16 protein-coding genes and 1 other RNA gene are annotated in these 17994 nt (G+C 68.5%); 5 read left to right on the forward strand and 12 right to left on the reverse strand.

Annotation, left to right across the window (positions count from 1 at the left end; translation table 11 throughout):
- Positions 1 to 4: 4 nt before the first annotated feature.
- From ilvN to miaA, 6 genes are all read right to left on the reverse strand, one after another.
- On the reverse strand, positions 5 to 577 hold the full coding sequence (gene ilvN, locus ASG43_RS10215; RefSeq protein ID WP_056503973.1) for an acetolactate synthase small subunit: 573 nt from the start codon (positions 575 to 577) through the stop codon (positions 5 to 7).
- A 44-nt stretch (positions 578 to 621) separates the two neighbouring features.
- Positions 622 to 1101, reverse strand: coding sequence for a type II toxin-antitoxin system VapC family toxin (locus ASG43_RS10220; RefSeq protein WP_162244706.1), 480 nt, complete (start codon positions 1099 to 1101; stop codon positions 622 to 624).
- Positions 998 to 1282, reverse strand: a complete 285-nt coding sequence (locus ASG43_RS10225) for an AbrB/MazE/SpoVT family DNA-binding domain-containing protein (protein ID WP_156386623.1) — start codon at positions 1280 to 1282, stop codon at positions 998 to 1000. Before ASG43_RS10225 ends, ASG43_RS10220 begins: the two co-directional genes overlap by 104 nt.
- Before the next feature lie 61 nt (positions 1283 to 1343).
- Positions 1344 to 3122, reverse strand: coding sequence for an acetolactate synthase 3 large subunit (locus ASG43_RS10230; protein WP_082490805.1), 1779 nt, complete (start codon positions 3120 to 3122; stop codon positions 1344 to 1346).
- 328 nt (positions 3123 to 3450) lie between these two features.
- Entirely contained in the window at positions 3451 to 4257 is an 807-nt protein-coding gene (locus ASG43_RS10235) for a DUF1206 domain-containing protein (protein ID WP_056503979.1), read from the reverse strand.
- 77 nt (positions 4258 to 4334) lie between these two features.
- Entirely contained in the window at positions 4335 to 5297 is a 963-nt protein-coding gene (gene miaA, locus ASG43_RS10240) for a tRNA (adenosine(37)-N6)-dimethylallyltransferase MiaA (protein ID WP_056504496.1), read from the reverse strand.
- Between miaA and serB the strand changes: the two genes are divergently transcribed.
- Positions 5296 to 6180: a phosphoserine phosphatase SerB gene (gene serB, locus ASG43_RS10245; RefSeq protein ID WP_056503982.1), complete on the forward strand. Its 885-nt coding sequence runs from the start codon at positions 5296 to 5298 to the stop codon at positions 6178 to 6180. The two genes, miaA and serB, sit on opposite strands and share 2 nt — an antisense overlap.
- Before the next feature lie 51 nt (positions 6181 to 6231).
- Here the strand turns inward: serB and ASG43_RS10250 are convergent, their stop codons facing one another.
- The 5 genes from ASG43_RS10250 to ASG43_RS10270 all read right to left on the reverse strand — a co-directional run bounded on the left by ASG43_RS10250 (position 6232) and on the right by ASG43_RS10270 (position 11855).
- Positions 6232 to 7827, reverse strand: a complete 1596-nt coding sequence (locus ASG43_RS10250) for a Do family serine endopeptidase (protein ID WP_056503990.1) — start codon at positions 7825 to 7827, stop codon at positions 6232 to 6234.
- 244 nt (positions 7828 to 8071) lie between these two features.
- Entirely contained in the window at positions 8072 to 9121 is a 1050-nt protein-coding gene (locus ASG43_RS10255; RefSeq protein ID WP_056503992.1) for a protease modulator HflC, read from the reverse strand.
- Positions 9121 to 10305 carry an FtsH protease activity modulator HflK gene (hflK, locus tag ASG43_RS10260; protein WP_056503994.1) on the reverse strand — a complete coding sequence of 395 codons (1185 nt, stop codon included), beginning with the start codon at positions 10303 to 10305 and terminating at the stop codon, positions 9121 to 9123. The genes ASG43_RS10255 and hflK overlap by 1 nt, the downstream gene beginning before the upstream one ends.
- Positions 10306 to 10540: 235 nt before the next feature.
- Complete coding sequence (locus ASG43_RS10265) at positions 10541 to 11056, reverse strand: dihydrofolate reductase (RefSeq protein WP_244488052.1); 516 nt, start codon at positions 11054 to 11056, stop codon at positions 10541 to 10543.
- 4 nt (positions 11057 to 11060) lie between these two features.
- A complete protein-coding gene (locus ASG43_RS10270; protein ID WP_056503997.1) occupies positions 11061 to 11855 on the reverse strand; it encodes a thymidylate synthase in 795 nt (264 codons plus the stop codon).
- A 256-nt stretch (positions 11856 to 12111) separates the two neighbouring features.
- Here ASG43_RS10270 and ssrA point away from each other — a divergent pair.
- From ssrA to ASG43_RS10285, 4 genes are all read left to right on the forward strand, one after another.
- Positions 12112 to 12489, forward strand: a transfer-messenger RNA (tmRNA) gene (gene ssrA / locus ASG43_RS22160).
- A 68-nt stretch (positions 12490 to 12557) separates the two neighbouring features.
- Positions 12558 to 13148: an SspB family protein gene (locus ASG43_RS10275; protein WP_056504503.1), complete on the forward strand. Its 591-nt coding sequence runs from the start codon at positions 12558 to 12560 to the stop codon at positions 13146 to 13148.
- Between the two features lie 6 nt (positions 13149 to 13154).
- On the forward strand, positions 13155 to 13427 hold the full coding sequence (locus tag ASG43_RS10280) for a DUF4169 family protein (RefSeq protein WP_056504000.1): 273 nt from the start codon (positions 13155 to 13157) through the stop codon (positions 13425 to 13427).
- On the forward strand, positions 13424 to 13717 hold the full coding sequence (locus tag ASG43_RS10285; RefSeq protein WP_056504001.1) for a ribbon-helix-helix domain-containing protein: 294 nt from the start codon (positions 13424 to 13426) through the stop codon (positions 13715 to 13717). Before ASG43_RS10280 ends, ASG43_RS10285 begins: the two co-directional genes overlap by 4 nt.
- Before the next feature lie 261 nt (positions 13718 to 13978).
- On the opposite strand, the gene ASG43_RS10290 is transcribed toward ASG43_RS10285, so the two are convergent.
- Positions 13979 to 17938 carry an AsmA-like C-terminal region-containing protein gene (locus tag ASG43_RS10290; RefSeq protein WP_056504002.1) on the reverse strand — a complete coding sequence of 1320 codons (3960 nt, stop codon included), beginning with the start codon at positions 17936 to 17938 and terminating at the stop codon, positions 13979 to 13981.
- Positions 17939 to 17994 lie beyond the last annotated feature (56 nt).

A 17994-nucleotide genomic window follows, 5' to 3' on the forward strand; every position in this document is an offset into this window, starting at 1 on the left:
CCCATCAGGTCTCGGACTTGCCGCGCGTCAGCGCCGCGACGCCGGTGCGGCAGACCTCGACCAGACCCAAGGGCGCCATGATGGCGATGAACTGGTCGATCTCGGAGACGCGACCGGTGATCTCGAAGATGAAATGCTCGACCGAGGCATCGACGATCGTCGCGCGGAAGGCGTCGGCGAGGCGCAACGCCTCGACGCGGTGATCGCCGGTTCCCGCGACCTTGACGACGGCGAGTTCGCGCTCGATCGGGCCGTCATGCCCGTTCGCCCGCGCCGCGACGGTGAGGTCGAGAACGCGGTGGACCGGCACGATCCGGTCGAGCTGGCTCTTCAGCTGCTCGATGACATGGGGCGCGCCGCGCGTGACGACCGTGATGCGCGAGAGATGCTTGGCGTGCTCGGTCTCGGAAACGGTCAGGCTCTCGATGTTGTAGCCCCGCCCGGAAAAGAGCCCGATAACGCGGGCGAGGACGCCCGGCTCGTTGTCGACCACGAGCGCGAGCGTGCGGGCCTCGACCTGCTCCTTCTCGTCGGTGATGAAATAGGCGGAAGCGGGCGGCTGGACGGGGCGATTCATGGAACGGGAACCTGAGGCTGAACGAGGGAAATGAAGCGGAGCCGTCAGGGCTCGCGCACGAGAGGCAGATCCGGCGACGTGGCGGCTCGCCGGATGAAGGCTTTGTCGAAGGTCAGCATCACCGAGCAGGATTTGCTCAGCGCCAAATGAAGCGCATCGGCGAAGTCGAAGCCTTTTTCATGAAGATCGAGCGCGGCGAGAACCGAACTCGCCTCCGCGAATTCGATATTCGGAAAATCGAAGATGGAACGGATCAGTCGGTTGAGGACAGGCCGAGGAAGTCCGAAAGCGCTGCGAAGCACCCACTCGCATTCGACGACGACCGAAACGGGTACGAACAGTTCGGCTTCGAAGTAAGGCTTCAGCCGAAGAGACTGCTCCTCATCGTCACTGACGAGAAGCCGTGCCAGCACATTCGTATCAATCGCGTGTCGCATCGAACCGTCGCTTCGCTTCTTCGAGAACGATGCGTTCGATTTCGTTGTCAGTGGGGAAGGGCCGATTGATCCTGGGACGAGACGCAAGGAACGCCTCGATCTGCTCCTTCGACGGGCGCCGCGGACTGAGAACGACCTGACGCAACAGGGCGCCCTCGCCGCTCTCGATCAAATCGAACTCCGTCCCCGCGCCCCAGCCATGCGCATCACGCACGTCCTTCGGGATCGCGATCTCGCCCGTCTCCGACAGTCTCACCCGGATCGTCACGGCCCTCTCCTTCACGCCCGGCGACCGCGCCCCTGATGAGGCGCGGCGCGTTCGGGCGAGCTTACACCAAAGCCTTGCCCTTGGCGTCGATCGCGTTGGCGACGGCCTCGTCGGTGGCCTCGTCGGGCAGCATGATCTCGTTGTGCGCCTTGCCGGACGGGATCATCGGGAAGCAGTTGGCGAGCTGGGCGACGTGGCAGTCGAAGATCACCGGCCGGCGGACGTTGATCATCTCCTGGATGGCGCCGTCGAGATCCCCCGGCTTCTCGCAGCGCAGGCCGACGCCGCCATAGGCCTCCGCGAGCTTCACGAAGTCCGGCATCGCTTCCGAATAGGAGTTGGACAGGCGGTTGCCGTGGAGCAGCTGCTGCCACTGGCGGACCATGCCCATATATTGGTTGTTGAGGATGAAGATCTTGATCGGCGCGTCGAACTGGACGGCTGTCGACATCTCCTGCGTCATCATCTGGATGGAGGCGTCGCCCGCGATGTCGATGACGAGCGAGTCCGGATGGGCGATCTGGACGCCGAGCGCCGCCGGCAGGCCGTAGCCCATGGTGCCGAGCCCGCCGGAGGTCATCCAGCGGTTGGGCTCCTCGAAGCCGTAGAACTGCGCCGCCCACATCTGGTGCTGCCCGACCTCGGTCGTGATGTAGGTGTCGCGGTCCTTGGTCGCCTCGTAGAGGCGCTGGATCGCGTATTGCGGCATGATGATCTTGTCGTCCTGCCGATAGGACAGGCAGTTGCGCGCGCGCCAGCCCTCGATCGTCGACCACCAGGCCTTCAGTGCATCCGCATCCGCCCGCCGCTCGCCGCCCTTCCAGGCGGAGACGAGATCGGCGAGGACATGCGCGACGTCGCCGATGATCGGCAGTTCGACATGCACGTTCTTGTTGATCGAGGAGGGATCGATGTCGATGTGGATCTTCTTGGAGTTCGGCGAGAAGGCGTTCAGACGGCCGGTGATGCGGTCGTCGAAGCGCGCACCGATGCACAGCATGACGTCGCAGTCGTGCATCACCAGATTGGCCTCGTAGGTCCCGTGCATGCCGAGCATGCCGAGCCAGCTTTCGCCGGAAGCCGGATAGGCGCCGAGGCCCATCAGCGTCGAGGTGATGGGAAAGCCGGTGAGGCCGACCAGTTCGCGCAGGAGCCGGCTCGCCTCGGGCCCGGAATTGATGACGCCGCCGCCGGAATAGATGATCGGCTTCTTCGCCGAGGCCAGCATCTCGACGGCCGCGCGGATGCGGCCGGCATCCGTGTCGAGACGCGGGCGGTAGCTCTGGTGGCTCTCGATCGGCGCGGGCGGCGTGTAGGTGCCGGTCGCGAACTGGACGTCCTTCGGGACGTCGACGACGACCGGACCCGGCCGGCCCGTGGTCGCGACGTGGAAGGCCTCGTGCAGGATGCGGGCGAGGTCGTTGACGTCCTTCACCAGCCAGTTGTGCTTGGTGCAGGGCCGCGTGATGCCGACCGTGTCGCATTCCTGGAAGGCGTCGGAGCCGATCAGGGTCGTGGGGACCTGTCCCGTGATGCAGACGAGTGGGATGGAATCCATCAGCGCGTCCTGCAGCGGCGTCACGGCGTTGGTCGCGCCGGGGCCGGAGGTGACGAGCATGACGCCGGGCTTGCCGGTGGAGCGGGCATAGCCTTCGGCCGCATGGCCGGCGCCCTGTTCGTGCCGGACAAGGATGTGCTTGACGTCCGACTGCTGGAACAGGACGTCGTAGATCGGCAGGACCGCGCCGCCGGGATAGCCGAAGAGGTGCTCGACCCCATGATCCTTCATCGCCTGGACGACCATCTGGGCGCCCGTCATCTCGCGTGTTCCGGCCTGCATCTCGTCTCTCCCGTCTGGGGCTTCGGTCCGGCCGATCTCGCTGTCCCCTCGGGATGAGCCGGCCTTCGTGTCGCTGCGTCGTCTGTGATCTTCGTCTTCGGCATTCAAAGTTCGGGCAATAAAAAAGGGCCCTCGAAGGGGCCCTCAGCGCACACGTGGCTTTCGCCGGACGGTCTCTAGACCGTCTCGCGTGTGCGCTCCATTACTACGATAAGAATCGTGCTCATGGGGCGCACATTAGTCACTCCGTGTCCCACCGTCAATCACCGTCGAACACCATCGATCGTCTGGCCCCTTCCCCGCAGGACGTCGGCGCGAGGCGCGCCTGTCAGTCCAGACGGATGCGGCGATAGCGAGCCTCGGCGAAGGCGTAGAGCCCGAAGGCGATGAGGCCGATCCCCGTGGCCGCGAGGAAGAGCCAGCCGTAGGGCCATGCCGACATGGCGTCGAGCGCGGTCTCCAGGCCCGGCGTCTCGCCGTCGCCATAGGAGGCGGCGCCGGTGCCGAGGAGATAGGCGAGCAGCAAGTAGGTGAAGCCCCGCGCGACGAGGCCGAACTGGCAGACCGGCTTGACCCACGCCTTCTTGTCCGCGGGGATCGTCATGTATTTCTCAAAGCCCGCGCCGACGCCCTTGAAGACATGCGCCGCGCCGACGACGACGAGAAGAGCGGCGACCGTGTAGGTGAAAGCCTGACCCCAGCCCGCCTCGTAGGCCATGGCGATCCAGCCCTTCGTCGTGCCCCCCTCGGACGCGGACCCGGCGCCCCAGGCGAGCGCCCCCGCGAAGAAGGCGAGCGCGGCGTAGGAAATGCCGCTGCCGACGAGGCCGGTGCGGACCGCGACACCCTTGACGCCGGTTCCGTGGCGGTCGACGTCGCGGATCGCCTGAAGGAAGCGCCAGGCGGCGAAGGCGGCGAGCGCGGCGACGAGCGCGACGAGGAGGATCTGGCCGCCGACCGTGCCGAAGACGAAGCTGATGGCGTCCTTGGAGTCCATCGTCCGGCCCGTCGAATAGGCGGCCTTGAAAGCGAAATAGCCGATGATGACGAAGACGATGCCTCGCGCGATGTAACCGGCCCGGGCGGCCCTCTCGATATGGTCGCCGTGACGGCGAATGACCTCGGTCGCGGACATGTCGTTACTCTCATAGGGCCGTCACACGGCGTTGACGTCAACGTGAACGGAAGCCTGCCATACAGGTTCCGAGGATGTCAGCCGGACCGAGCGTTCACGGCGACCGTGCGCAGGACATCCGGCAGGCCGATGTCGGCGGGATCGGCGAAGCGCTGCCAGTCCGGTCCGAGCTGGTGGCGAAACCAGGTGTCCTGCCGCTTGGCATATTGCCGGCTGCGCGTCACCGCGCGGTCGACGGCGGCGCAGAGCGTCAGTTCGCCGGAAAAATGAGCCGCCAATTCCGGAATGCCGATCGCCTTCCCCGCAAGGCTCTCCGCCGCGCCGGGCCTTGCCAGGAAGGACCGGGCCTCCTCGAGCGCACCGGCCGCCATCATTTGATCGAAGCGCTGCGCGATCCGCTCGCGCAGGATCGTGCGCGGCGGCGTCAACACGATCTTCAAGGCCCGCGCTTCTTCCACGAGCGGGGTTCCCGCGCGGCGCTGGAGATCGGCAAGCGGGCCGCCGGTCGCTTCCAAGAGCTCCAGCGCGCGCAGGATGCGCTGGGCGTCGGCCGGCCGGATGCGTGCGGCGGCCGCCGGATCGCGCCGCGCGAGATCCTCGTGCAGCCGAGCCGGCCCCTCCTCGGCCATCCGGGCCCGCCAGCGGGCGCGGATGCCCTCGTCCACGGGCGGCATGTCGTCGATCCCGCCGAGCAGCGCGCGGACATACAGCCCCGTCCCGCCGCAGACGATCGGCAGACGCCCGGCCGCGCGGATCTCGCCAAGCACCTTGGCGGCGTCCCGGAGATAGGCGCCCGTGGAATAGGCGGCGTCGGGCGCGACATGGCCGTAGAGCCGATGCTTCGCCCGCGAGAGATCCTCATCGGAGGGCCGAGCGGTCAGGATCCGCAGGCCGTCATAGACCTGCATGGAATCGGCATTGACCACGACGCCGCCGGTCGCCTCGGCCAGCGCCACCGCCAGGGCCGACTTGCCGCTGGCGGTCGGCCCGGCTATCAGCACGGCCGAAGCCCGTTCCCCGCCAGAGACCTCTTCCGCCATGATCGTCGTCACGCTGATCTCCGCGCGCGGTCGCGCCGGTCTTTCCCAGGACATCGCGGACGCCGCCGCCGCGCTCCTCTGCTCCGCCGCTGCCGATTGGCTGGAACCCGGCGTCGCCTGCGACCTTCGCCTTCCCGCCCCGCCCGCGCCGGAAACGCTGGCGGAGCTGCGCCGCCGGCTCGACGAGGCCCGCCTCGACGTGGTGGTGCAGGAGGAGGCGTCGCGGCGCAAGCGGATTTTGATCGCCGACATGGACTCCACGATGATCGGCGAGGAGTGCATCGACGAGCTCGCCGCGATCGTCGGCATCAAGGATGCGGTCGCCACGATCACCGCGCGCGCGATGAACGGCGAGATCGCCTTCGAGCCCGCCCTCGTCGAGCGCGTCGCGCTCCTGAAGGGCCTCGACGAGAGCGTCATCGCGGACGTGATCGCCAGCCGCATCACGTTCAGCCCGGGCGGACCCGAACTCGTCGCGACGATGCGGGCGAACGGCGCGCGCACCGCGCTCGTGTCCGGCGGCTTCACCGCCTTCACCTCGGTCATCGCCGAGCGCCTCGGCTTCCACGAAAACCGCGCCAACCGTCTCGTCATCGCCGAGGGCCGCCTCACCGGCGAAGTCGAGCGGCCCATTCTCGGCCGCGAGGCGAAGGTCGAGGCGCTCGAAGCCATCGCCGCCGAACTCGGCCTGTCCGCTTCGGACGCGATCGCCGTCGGCGACGGCGCCAACGATCTCGGCATGATCGGCATCGCCGGCTCCGGCGTCGCCGTCCATGCCAAGCCCGCCGTCGCGAGCGCCGCCCCGCACCGGATCGACCACGCGGACCTCTCGGCGCTCCTGTTCATGCAGGGCTACCGGAGCGAGGAGATCGTCTCGCGCTGAACGCTGGAGGCCCCCCGCGCAACGCGCGGGACTCTCCCGCCGCGACCAGCCTCAGTCGATCGGCACCACCACGAAGCGCAGTTCGCCGCTTCCCGAGGCGAGCAGGAAGAGCGCGTTCTTGCGGCCCTCGCCCTTCAGCTTGGCGACTTTCTCCGCCACGTCCTTGGCCGTCTTCACCGGCTCCTGCGCGACCTCGCGGATGACGGTGCCGGCCTCGATGCCCTTCTCGGCCGCGCTCGAGGCCGGCTTGACCGCCGTCACCACGACGCCGGAAGCATCCTCCGCGAGGGCGAAATCGGTGCGCGTCTTCTCGTCGATGTCGGCGAAGGTCATGCCGAGCGCTTCGAGCGCGGACTCCTCGACCTCGGTCTCGACCGGCTCCGGCTTGGTCTCGTCCTCGGCCATCAGCTTCTCGCCGTCCTCGAGCCGTCCGAGCGTCACCTCCACGGTGATCTCCTCGCTCGGGTCGGAGGTCAGCGCCTTCTTGCGCAGGAGCTTCACCGGCACTTTGCGGCCGATCGCGGTTTCCGCGACGATGCGCGGGAGATCGCGCGAGGAGGCGATGGGCTTGCCGTCGAACTCGGTGATGACGTCGCCGATCTTCAGGAGACCGTTGTCGGACGGGCCGCCCGCGACGATGCCCATGACGAGCGCGCCCTTGGCGTCGGCAAGGTTCAGCCCTTCCGCGATCTCGTCCGTCACCTCCTGGAAGCGAACGCCGAGCCAGCCGCGGCGCGTCTCGCCGAACTCGCGGAGCTGGCCGACGACATTGGCGGCCAAGACGGAGGGGATGGAAAAGCCGATGCCGATCGAGCCGCCGGTCGGCGAAATGATCGCGGTGTTGATGCCGACGACGTCGCCATACATGTCGAAGAGCGGTCCGCCGGAATTGCCGCGGTTGATCGCGGCATCCGTCTGGATGAAATTGTCGTAGGCGCCCGCGTTGATGTTGCGGCCGCGCGCGGAAACGATACCGACGCTGACGGAGCCGCCGAGGCCGAACGGATTTCCGACCGCCATCACCCAGTCGCCGATCCGCAGGTTCTCGGAATCACCGAACTTCACGGATTTCAGTGGCGCCTTGGGCTCGACCTTGAGGACCGCGAGGTCGGTCTTGGTGTCGACGCCGACCACCGTCGCGTCGAGCTTGGAGCCGTCGGTGAAGTTGACGCTGATCTCGTCGGCGTCGGCGATGACGTGATTGTTGGTGACGATGATGCCCGAAGGATCGATCACGAAGCCGGAACCCATCGACTCCGCCTTGCGCGCCACGCCGTCGCCGTCCTTGTTCAAATCGTCGAAGAACTCCTGGAGCGGCGAGCCCTCCGGAGCCTTCGGCGTCGGAATGCCGCGGCCGGCATCCTTCATCGTCTGCGAGGTCGAGATGTTCACCACGGCGTCGAGCAGCGGTTCGGCGACATCGGCGACGGAGGCCGGGCCATGAGCGGTGCGCGGCGTCGGGGGGACACCCGGCGCCGCGGGATCGATCGTCTGCGCGACGGGCGGCTGGGGCGCGATGGCCTGACCCTCGGCGGGCGGCGCGATCACCCCTTGCGCAAGGGCGGCGCCCGGCCCGATCGAGGCCAGGGCGCCGAGGGCCACTCCAGCGAGCGCGGCGCGAAGGATCAAAGACGTCGATTCGGACATGGGGCTTCCTGTTCGTCGCGGGACATGTCGGCCTTCCCGACGAGGACCGGATCATGTGACGCGGAGCGAAGCGACAGGCAAACCGAAAAAAGCGTCTGAATCAAGGGAACTGGCGGAGTTGTGACGGGAGGACCGGACCCGTCCGGACCCCCTCGCGAAGACGGCCCGCCTCGACATGCGAGACGGGCCGTCTTCCTTCAAGGGTCCCGCGACCTCCGGCATCGCCGGACGCCGCGTCCGCGCGTCACGGCGTCGCGGCGGGCGGAACGGCGGAAGCAGAGGGATCGGCGACCGGTGCCGCCGGAGCGGTGGGCTCCGTCGACGGCGCGGAGGCCGGTGCCGTTGTCGCTTCAGGAGCCGGTGCGGGCGTCTGCGCCTGCGCCGCGGGCGCAGCCGTTGCCGTGCTTCCCGCGGGCGCCTCGCCCGCTTCGTTGAAGAAGCGGAAGAATTCCGAGGTCGGCGACAGGACCATCGTGGTTCCCGTGTCCTGCAACGCGGTCTGGTAGGCCTTCATCGAGCGATAGAACTCGAAGAAGTCCTGGTTCGCGCCGAAGGCGGAGGCGAAGACGGAATTGCGCTGCGCCTCGCCCTCGCCCTGGAGGATCTCGGCGTCGCGGCGGGCCGCGGCGACCGTTTCGACGACCTCGCGGTCGGCCGCCGCGCGGATCGTGCGGGCGGAGACCTGGCCGCGGGCGCGCAGAAGCTCGGCTTCGGCCAGACGCTCGGCCTTCATGCGCTCGTAGGTCTGCTGGGAGACCTCCTGCGTCAGGTCGGTGCGACGGATGCGGACGTCGAGAAGCTGCAGACCGAGGGACGAGGCGTCCGGGCGGATCTGCTCCGCGACCTGCTGCATCATGTCGCCGCGCTCCTCCGAAAGGGCGGCCTCGAAGCCGCGCTGACCGTAGACGGTACGGAGCGCGCTATCGAGGCGGGTGCGCAGCCGCTGCTCGGCCTGCGGCACCGAAGCCGAAACCGTGCGCCGGAACCGCGCGGCATCCTCGATGCGATAGACCAAGAAGGCATCGACCTCGTAGAACTTGCCGCCCGACACCTGGACGCGGATGTTGTCGAGATCGAAGCGAAGCGCGCGATCGGGCAGCTTCTGCACGGTGTCGGCCCCGGAGAAGCCGAAGGGCAGCTTGAAGTAGAGGCCGGGCTGCTCGACCACGCGTCGGATCTCGCCGAAGCGCAGGACGATCGCCTGCTCCTTCTCGGTGACGATGAAGATCGAGTTCCAGAGAACGAAGACGCCGGCGAGAACGACGACGAGAAAGCCAGTGAAACGGTTGCTCATCAGTTGCCTCCCTGCGGCGCCGAAAGGCTGGCGCGGGGCGCCGTCGTGGTGGTGCCGCCGGCGGGCCGCTGCGCGCCCTGCCCCGGCAGCTGGTTCAACGGAAGATAGGGCACGATGCCCTGCGTGCCGGACGCGCCGGGCTCGACGATCACCTTGGCGGATCCCTTCATCACGCCTTCCATCGTCTCCAGGAAGAGACGCTTGCGGGTGACCTCGGGAGCCTTCTCGTATTCGGCGAGGATCGAGGAGAAGCGCTGCGCCTCGCCCTCGGCTTCCTGGACGACGCGGTTCTTGTAGGCGGCGGCATCTTCGCGGATCTGCGCGGCCTCGCCTCGCGAACCGCCGACGCGCTCGTTGCGATAGCGGTTGGCTTCCTCGACGAAGCGGTCCTCGTCCTGCTCGGCGCGCTGGACCTCGTCGAAGGCGTCGGCCACCTCGGAGGGCGGGGCGGCATCCTCGATGGCGATCGCATTGATGCGAAGGCCCGCATTGTACTGGTTCAACGTGTCCTGCGCGATGGCGCGCACCTCTTCGGCAATGCCGGCCCGGGCGTCACGGAAGACGTCCTGCACCGGCCGGCGGCCGACGACCTCGCGCATCGCGCTCTCGGCCACCTGCTGGAGCATCGATTGGGGATCTTCGACGTTGTAGAGATAGGCCTTGGGATCGTCGACCTGGTAGAGGACGGCGAACTGCACGTCGACGATGTTCTGGTCGCCCGAGAGCATCAGGCCGGACGTGTCGCGCGACTGCGCGCTGCCGATGGTGATCTGGCTTTCCACGACGGGCACAGTCTCGACCGACTCGACCGGCCAGAACGCGAAGTGCAGTCCGGGCTCGGACAGTTCTTCCTTGGGCTTCCCGAAGATCGATTCGACGCCGACCTGATCCGGCTGGACCGTATAGACCGAGTTGAACAACCAGATGCCGACGAGGCCGGCGAGGATCAGGCCGCCGAAGGCCAGATTGCCGCCGGAGGCGCCGCGGCCGCCGCCACCACCGCCGCCGCCCGGAATGGCGCGGCGCAGGCGATCCTGGCCACGGCGCAGGATGTCTTCCAGGTCGGGCGAGTTGTTGCCGTTGCCGCCGGGGCGCGGGTTCTGCGGTCCCTGACCCCAGGGTCCGCCATTGTTGCCGCCGCCCTTCCAGCCGCCGCCACCCCCCGTCTGATTGCTCCAGGGCATCGATATCCTTTCGGCCGATAAGAGAAGCGCGGGGTTGTCCCCGCGCGATGTCGTCAAGATCAAGGCTCTTATAGGAATTGCACCCTGCGCTTTCAACGCGGCCGCGACCTTTTAGGCGAAGGATCCCACGCGTTCGACGCGAATGCTGGACGAGCCCTCGAGACGGGCCGCGCGTTGTTTCCAAAGCGCTTCCGGGCTCTGTCGCGCCCCGAGGCGGCCTTCAGGCGTTTCTTAACTATGCCCGGCGTTCGTACAAGGCGTAGCGGGTCGGTGCGCTGTCGCCGGGTCCGGTGAGGGCCGGATCCAGGCGGACGAGCCGCCAGACGCGCGGATCGATCGGGGGAAACCTTGCATCCCCTTCCGGCTCCGCCTCGACATGCGTCACGTGAAGCCGCACCAGCCGATCGAGGAACAGGCGATAGATCTCGGCGCCGCCGACCACCGCGATCTCCTCCGCTCCGCGGCGTCCAGCGAGGTCGTCGGCGATGGCGACGGCGCTCTCGGCCGTGTCCGCGAGATGCGCGCCCTCGAACGGCAACTCCCTCCCCCGGGACAGCACGACGGAGTCGCGCCCGTCGAGGACGCGCCCGATCGAGACCAGCGTCTTGCGGCCCATGATCATCGGCTTGCCCATGGTCAGTTGCCGATAGCGCTTGAGGTCGCTCTTCAGCCGCCAGGGCATTTCGCCCTCCCGGCCGATCACGCCGTTCATGGCCATGGCGACGACCGCGACGAGGGGACGCTCGCTCACCGGCTCAGACCGCGACCGGCGCGGCGATATGGCCGTGCGCCTCGTAGCCCTCGATCGCGATGTCCTCGAAGGTGAAGGCGAAAAGATCGGTCACGGCCGGGTTGAGCCTCAGGCGCGGCAGCGGCAGCGGCTCGCGCGTCAGCTGGAGCCGCGCCTGCTCGAAATGGTTCGCATAGAGATGCGCGTCGCCGAGCGTGTGAATGAACTCTCCCGCTTCCAGTCCCGTCACCTGCGCCACCATCGCCGTCAGGAGGGCATAGGAGGCGATGTTGAAGGGCACGCCCAGGAACACGTCGCCCGAGCGCTGGTAGAGCTGGCAGGAGAGCCGCCCGTCCGCGACGTAGAACTGGAAGAGGCAATGGCAAGGCGGCAGCGCCATCTCGTCGACCATGGCCGGGTTCCAGGCCGAGACGATCAGACGCCGGGAGTTGGGATTGCGCCGGATCTCCGCCACCACGTTCGCGATCTGGTCGATGTGGCCGCCCCGACCGTCCGGCCAGGAGCGCCATTGCGAGCCGTAGACGGGCCCGAGATCGCCGTTCTCGTCCGCCCATTCGTCCCAGATGCGCACGCCGTTCATTTTCAGATAGGCAATGTTGCGATCACCACGCAAAAACCAAAGGAGTTCATGAACGATCGACCGAACATGAAGCTTTTTCGTCGTGATGAGCGGGAAACCCTCCGAAAGATCGAAGCGCATCTGGTGCCCGAAGACAGATTTCGTACCAGTTCCAGTACGATCCCCTCGCAAGACCCCACGATCCAAGATCAGATCCAGCAATTCGTGATATTGACGCATACTAAGACCCCAATCTGGACCCAGATTCCGGTCAGCCTGGTAAACACCACCCTACTTCGACTCACACGCCTCGCAGGATGGTTAGCAAATCCATAAACTATAGATTCCCCAATTGGGCCGCAGAGTCCAGCGCACCGATCCAATACACGTCTGGAGAACTTTTCTCCCGCATGGGTTGCAAGAGACTAAAGCGAAAGGCTTGGGAGGATCATCATCTCATGGCGGTGCGCCTTGATCGCGCATACCCGCCGCTTTCTCCCTTTTCAGACGCGGGCGTTGTGCCTATATTCCTCCTCGCCGGTGAAAGCCGGCTATGGTGATAAACAGACGATGCAATAAACCATTCGGACCCGGGGGCGGTACCCGGCGCCTCCACCGGAGTCTCTCTCCTCGTTCCTGGCGACGAGGATGCCGAGAGCCTGCGGCGGGGGCGAAATAGGATCGACGAGGGTGTAAAGATCGGACTTTTGCCCGGCATTGTACCGCCGTTATCGGGCTATTTTTATAGTTGCCAACGACAACTATGCGGAAGTCCGTCTCGCTGCTTAAGGCAGCGCGATAGCTTCGAATCAAGCCCTGGGGGTTCGCACTTCTAGGCGGGGTCCGGAGGCACCTGGCAACAGAAGCCTCCACTTGATTTTGTCCGGCACCGCGCACGACGCCGGTCGACCGGTCGACGACATGCTGTGCGAGACGCGAACGATGGGCCAGGACCTGATCCGCTACGACATCCTTGCGCAGGACGCGCTTCGCGGCGTCATTCGCAAGGTGCTGGGCGAGGTGATCAAGACCGGCCTGCCCGGCGAGCACCACTTCTTCATCACCTTCCTGACCTCCGCGCCGGGCGTGCGCATCTCGTCCCGCCTGCGAGAGAAGTATCCGGAGCTGATGACGATCGTCATCCAGCACCAGTACTGGGACCTCGCGGTCACCGACACGACCTTCGAGGTCGGCCTGTCCTTCTCCGACATTCCCGAGCGGCTGCTCATTCCCTTCGCGGCGATCCGCGGCTTCTACGATCCCGCCGTGAACTTCGAGCTGGAGTTCGACGTGCGCGAGGTCGAGGCGGCCAACGGACAGGACGAGGACGCCCCGATCCCGCTCGCTCCGCCGGTCGCGTCCTCCGCCAAGACCCCGCGCATTCCCGCCCCCGCACCCGCCAAGCTCCCGGCGAAGGCCGTCGCGAAGGAGGCCGAAGAGGCGTCCGACAAGTCGGCCGACAGGGCCGATGCGTCCGGCGAGAAGAAGCCCGCCGACGTCGTCTCCCTCGACGCTTTCCGCAAGAAGACCTGACCGGCCGTGGGCGAGGTCGTCAACCTCCGCCTTCAGCGCAAGCGCGCCGCCCGCCGGGTCGCCGAAACCCTCGCGTCGGAGCAGCGCCTGCTCCACGGCCTCCCCAAAACCCTCCGCCAGACCGCGCGGCGGGAAGCGGAGACGGCGGCCGAGCGGCTCGAAGGCCACCGGCTTGACGCCGGTGTCGGTGACGACCGGCCGGGCGTGAGGCGCGACGGCGTCTCGCCCGACGAAAACGTCGACGTGACGACCCGTTTCCCGCAGGATCCGCCGCGCTGAGCGGCCCGTCGGCCTCGTCCACCGTCCTCAAGCGATCCCTGACCATTCGCGGCCATCGTACCTCGATCAGTCTCGAGGAACCCTTCTGGCGCGAGTTGCAGGCGATCGCGTCCGGCCGCGGCCTTCCCCTGGCGCGCCTCGTCGCCGACCTCGACGCCCATCGCGCCGACGGCACCAACCTCTCCTCCCTCCTTCGCATCTTCGTGTTGGAAGCCGCGCTGGAGCGCGCCGGAACCGATCCGGATGCGGCGACCCGCGGCGGCGACGCCCCCCCGCCCCTCGCGGATTGATCTGCGCGCAGTTCTGGGGCGATCGCTAAACGCGGCGGGATCGCCGAACCCCCGGGGATGCGCCGTCACGGCTCCTGCACCCTTGCCGCACGCACTCCCGCGCCCAAGGCCGTCGGGGGGCGGCGGCATCGGGACCGGACATCGGAGGATGATCCGCAACCGCGTTGCCATCGGCGCGACCGGATCGAGCGACCTTCGAGCGTTCGGGCGTTCGGGCGTTCGGGCGTTCGGGGAACGGCTTTCCTCCGTCCCGGCCCGGCGTCAGAAGTTCAGCGGATTTTCCACGCCGGGCAACGATGGAAAGGTTTCCCGCGGCGCGGGCGTCTCGGGTGCCGGGTCGACGGAGGTGCCGAAATCGAGAGCCGCCGGCGGGTTAGGTGCGGTCGGGGCTGGCGCAGGCGTCGGGGCCGGTTCGGTCGCGGGTTCGCTTGCGGGCGCGCGGGTCGGCGTCGGGGCCGTGCGGGCCGCCTCGTCGGCACGCCGCGCCGCGTTGGCCCTTCGCTCTTCATCCTCGGCCCTGCGGCGCGCCGCCTCCGCCGCCGCCCGCTCGGCCTCGTCCGCCTCGACGCGGCGGCGTTCGGCCTCTTCCCGGCTCCGTTCCAGGGCGCGACGCTCGGCTTGCGCCGCGATCTCCGCGCGCGCAGCGCGTTCGGCCGCGCGAGCCTTGAAGAAGCGAACCTCCCGGCGCAGCCGCAAGCGCTCCTGCAGGTTTTCCTGGATGGCCTGAACGCGCGCCTCCTCCCGTTCGACCGCTCGCGCACCGAGATAGGTGGCGAGCGAGCGGACGTCGGTCGAAACCGAGGGCATGGCGACGGGTCCCGAGAGCGAATAGGAAAGGGAGGGATCGGTGCCCGGCACCGCCTCGTCGCCGGGATCGAGCGAGAGCCGGAGATCGCCCGTCACCGTTTCGCGCTTCAGATCGAGCGAGCCCGAGACGGTCAGCGCCTCGGCACCGCCCTCGATGGTCACCGGGGCCAGCCGCGCCAAGCCGCCGCTGACGGCCACGTCGAACGAGGCCGCCGGGATCGACCGCCGCGCGCCGGCCGACAATCGCGCCACCAGGGACGCCACGGTCTCGATCTCGGCCGAAAAACCCTCGGCGTCCGCCGCCGCGAGAAGGCGCGGCAACGGATCGACCGGCACGCCGCCGAGACTTCCACCTTCGAGTTCGAGCCGCGCCGCCCCGTTCAGAGAGGCGGCGAGCGCGCGATAGGACTGGCCGGTCGCCTTCAGCGTCAGGCTCGCATCCAGGGTGCCGGCGATCGGCGGCCGCGATGCCTCGGCGACGGCCGGCTCCGATGGCCCGTCTCCGCCGCCGGCGAGGACGATCTCCCCGAGGTCGAGCCCGGAAAGGTCGGCATTGATGGAGAGGCCGGCGACGCCGTTGGCGTTCTCGAGGCTCGCATCCCCCTTGATGTAGCCGCCCGCGATGGCGCCGGACAGATCCGTCCAGGCGATCCGCGCCGGTCCGATCTCGAGCGCGCCCGCGGCGTCCGAAACGACGGCGCCGCGGCCGATGTCGAGGGCGACGACGTTGAGGTCGAGCGCGGCCTCGATCGGCGGCAGGAGGGGTGCGGCGAACCCGTCGGTCGCCGAGGGCTCGCCGTCCCCCGTTTCGGCGGGTGCGCGTCCCGTGACGAGGGTCGCCAGCCAGGGAAGCGACAGGGCCGACGCATCGAGCCGCCCTGCGACCGGCCCGTCCGCGGTTTTCTGCAACTCGCCCGAGATCGTGCTGCCGGCGATGTCGGCCGTGAGCCCCTTCAAGGTCCAGTCGCCCCGAAACCAGGACAGATTGCCGTCGAACGCGACGGGAAGCCGCCCGGTCAGGGGCTGGCCCGCCTCGATCGCCAGCGTCCTCAGCCAGGGAGCGAGATCGTCGCTTCGCGCTCCGATGCCGAAATCCGCGGAGGCGACGCCCGCGGTCGTGACATCGAACGTTCCTTCGGCGGTCGCCTCCGTTCCCGGCGCGTTCAAGGCGGCACTGGCGGCGACGGGACCGGTCGCGCCGGCCGAAAGCTGGAGCTTCAGACCGAGCGGCGCAGGCGCGGGCGTGGCGATGGCCTCCAGCCCGAACTGCGTCAGAAGCCCTTGCGGCTCGGGGCTCGACAGGTCGACCTCCAGGCCGAAGCGTCCGCTCGTGCCCTTGGCGTAGATGCCGTTGCCGAGCGCCACCTGCAGCTTCATCGCGGTGGCGGCGGCGGATCCCTCGAGCGCGATGCGCAGCGTCGGCTTCTCGCCGGGTGCTTCCGTGACGGTCGCGACGCTGCCGGCGATCGTCAGCGGCGCCAGCGTCGCCGCGCGCGCCTCCAGGACCGACAGCACCGGGCTCGGGGGCAGCCGGGTGACGAGAAAGGCGGCGAGACGCTCGGGGTCGGGCGTTTCCAGTCGCACGTCGAGACGGCCGCCCGCTTCCGTGTCGAGCCCCGTCAAGCGACCCGAGACGTCGAGATCGGCCCCCGCGAGATCCGCGACGCCGAGCCGGTTCACCGCGAGCGTATGCCCATCGAAGGACAGATCGGCCTCGACCCGCTCGGCCGCCGCGCCCGACCACCGCACCGGTCCGGCATCGAGCTTCACCGACAGCCGCGCTTCGGGAGACAGGTCCGCGATGCCCGCCTTTCCGAACAGCCGCGACAGGGCCAAGAGCGCGTCGAGATCGACGCCGCCAGCTTTCAGATCGGCGGTCAGGCCGTCTGCGCCCCGCTCGAAGCGCCCGGTCACCGTCTCGCCGCCGATGTCGAGTTCGAGCGCGTCGAATCGCTGCGTCTCCTCGGTGAGCACCGCCTTGGCCGAAAGGCCCGCATTCGCGATCCGCCGGAGCGCCGGATCGACGTCGCCGGTCAGCCAGTCGGAAAAGCCGGAGGGTTGCCGGGAGGCGACGAGGAGATCGCCGGAGAAGGACGGCGGCTCCAGCCCGATCTCGCCACTGGCCTCGACCCGGGTCCGCCCGGGAAGCTCGGCCTTCAGGTCCGCCACGCGCCAGCCCTCGGCCGAGGGCGTGGCGACGAAGGAGACGTCGCGAATCGTCGTGTCGCCGGACAGGATCACCGGGAGCGACAGGCGGATGGTTCCCGGCAGGGTCGGGCGGGGAATGGCGGCGACGATGCCGCGCGCCGCATCGAGGCGCTCGGCAAAGCTCGTCGTCTGGCGTAGCGAGCCGGACAGAGCGTGATCGCCCCCGCTCGCCACGGCGTCCACGTCGACCTGTTCGCCTTCGAGGGACAGTTCGAAGCGGGGCGTCGCGCCGAGATCGATCCGGCCGTCGCCGGTGAGGATGTAGGGCCGCTCGCGCGGGCCCGCGGCGACCCGCATCTGCGAGACAACGAGACGCTGGGGGGTTGCGACCCCTTGGGAGGTCACGGTCACCGGCGGCAGCAGAGGCGCCGTGGCGGGCGCGGCGGTGTCGCCCGCGCCCTGCGCGCCGGGCGGCGGCGGCCGGGGGCTTGTCAGCCTGATCCCGCCTTCGAAGCGCGGGGTCCCGTTCGGCGAGGCGAGAAGGCCGTCGGCCACGACCTCGGCGTCGAGATCGGGGGCGTCGAGCGTCAGACGGAGCGGCAGCCCGCCGTCCGGCTGCAGCGCACCGCTGGAAAGCTGCACCCCATAGGCCGAACTTCCGAGCCGGAACTGGCCGGTTACCGAGAACGGCCCCGTCAGGGACCGGGCCGACAGGCTGGCCGTGACGTCCGTCAGTTCGTCGGTCCGTCCGGCGGGGCGATCGGCGATGGTCACCCGTCCGTCCGAGATCGCGACATCTTCGAGGATCACGGTCGCGCCGCCGGGCAGGCCGGCCGAGCCGTTCGCGACCTCGGCCCGCCCGTCCTCGTCGAGGGACATGGTGAGATGCGGGCGCTGCAGTTCCATTCGGAAGATGCGGATCTCGCCCGAGAGATAGGGGGCGAGCTCGGCATCCATCCGGAACCGCTCGACGGTGAGAAGCGGCGGCGCGGCCGCATCGGTGCCGTCCACGACGACATCGGTGAAGGTCACGCTCGGGAACGGCAGGAGTCGCGCGGAGGCCTCGCCGCGCACATGGACCGCATGGCCGAGGATGCGGCCGGCCTCGCGCTCGAAGCTCGCCCGGTAGGCGGACCAATCCACGAAATACGGCGCCACGAGCGCGCCGAACAGCGCGACCACCAACAGACCACCGATCGCGACGAACGCCCTGACCAGCCTCGGCTCCTTCGGTTTCGAGCCGCCGAGACGGCCGGCGACCGGCATTGTGGGCCTCGGTTCGGCAGGCGACCGGCCCCGTGCGCCGCCGGCCCGGCGCATGC

It is taken from the genome of Aureimonas sp. Leaf454, assembly GCF_001424685.1.
Lineage (GTDB): Bacteria > Pseudomonadota > Alphaproteobacteria > Rhizobiales > Rhizobiaceae > Plantimonas.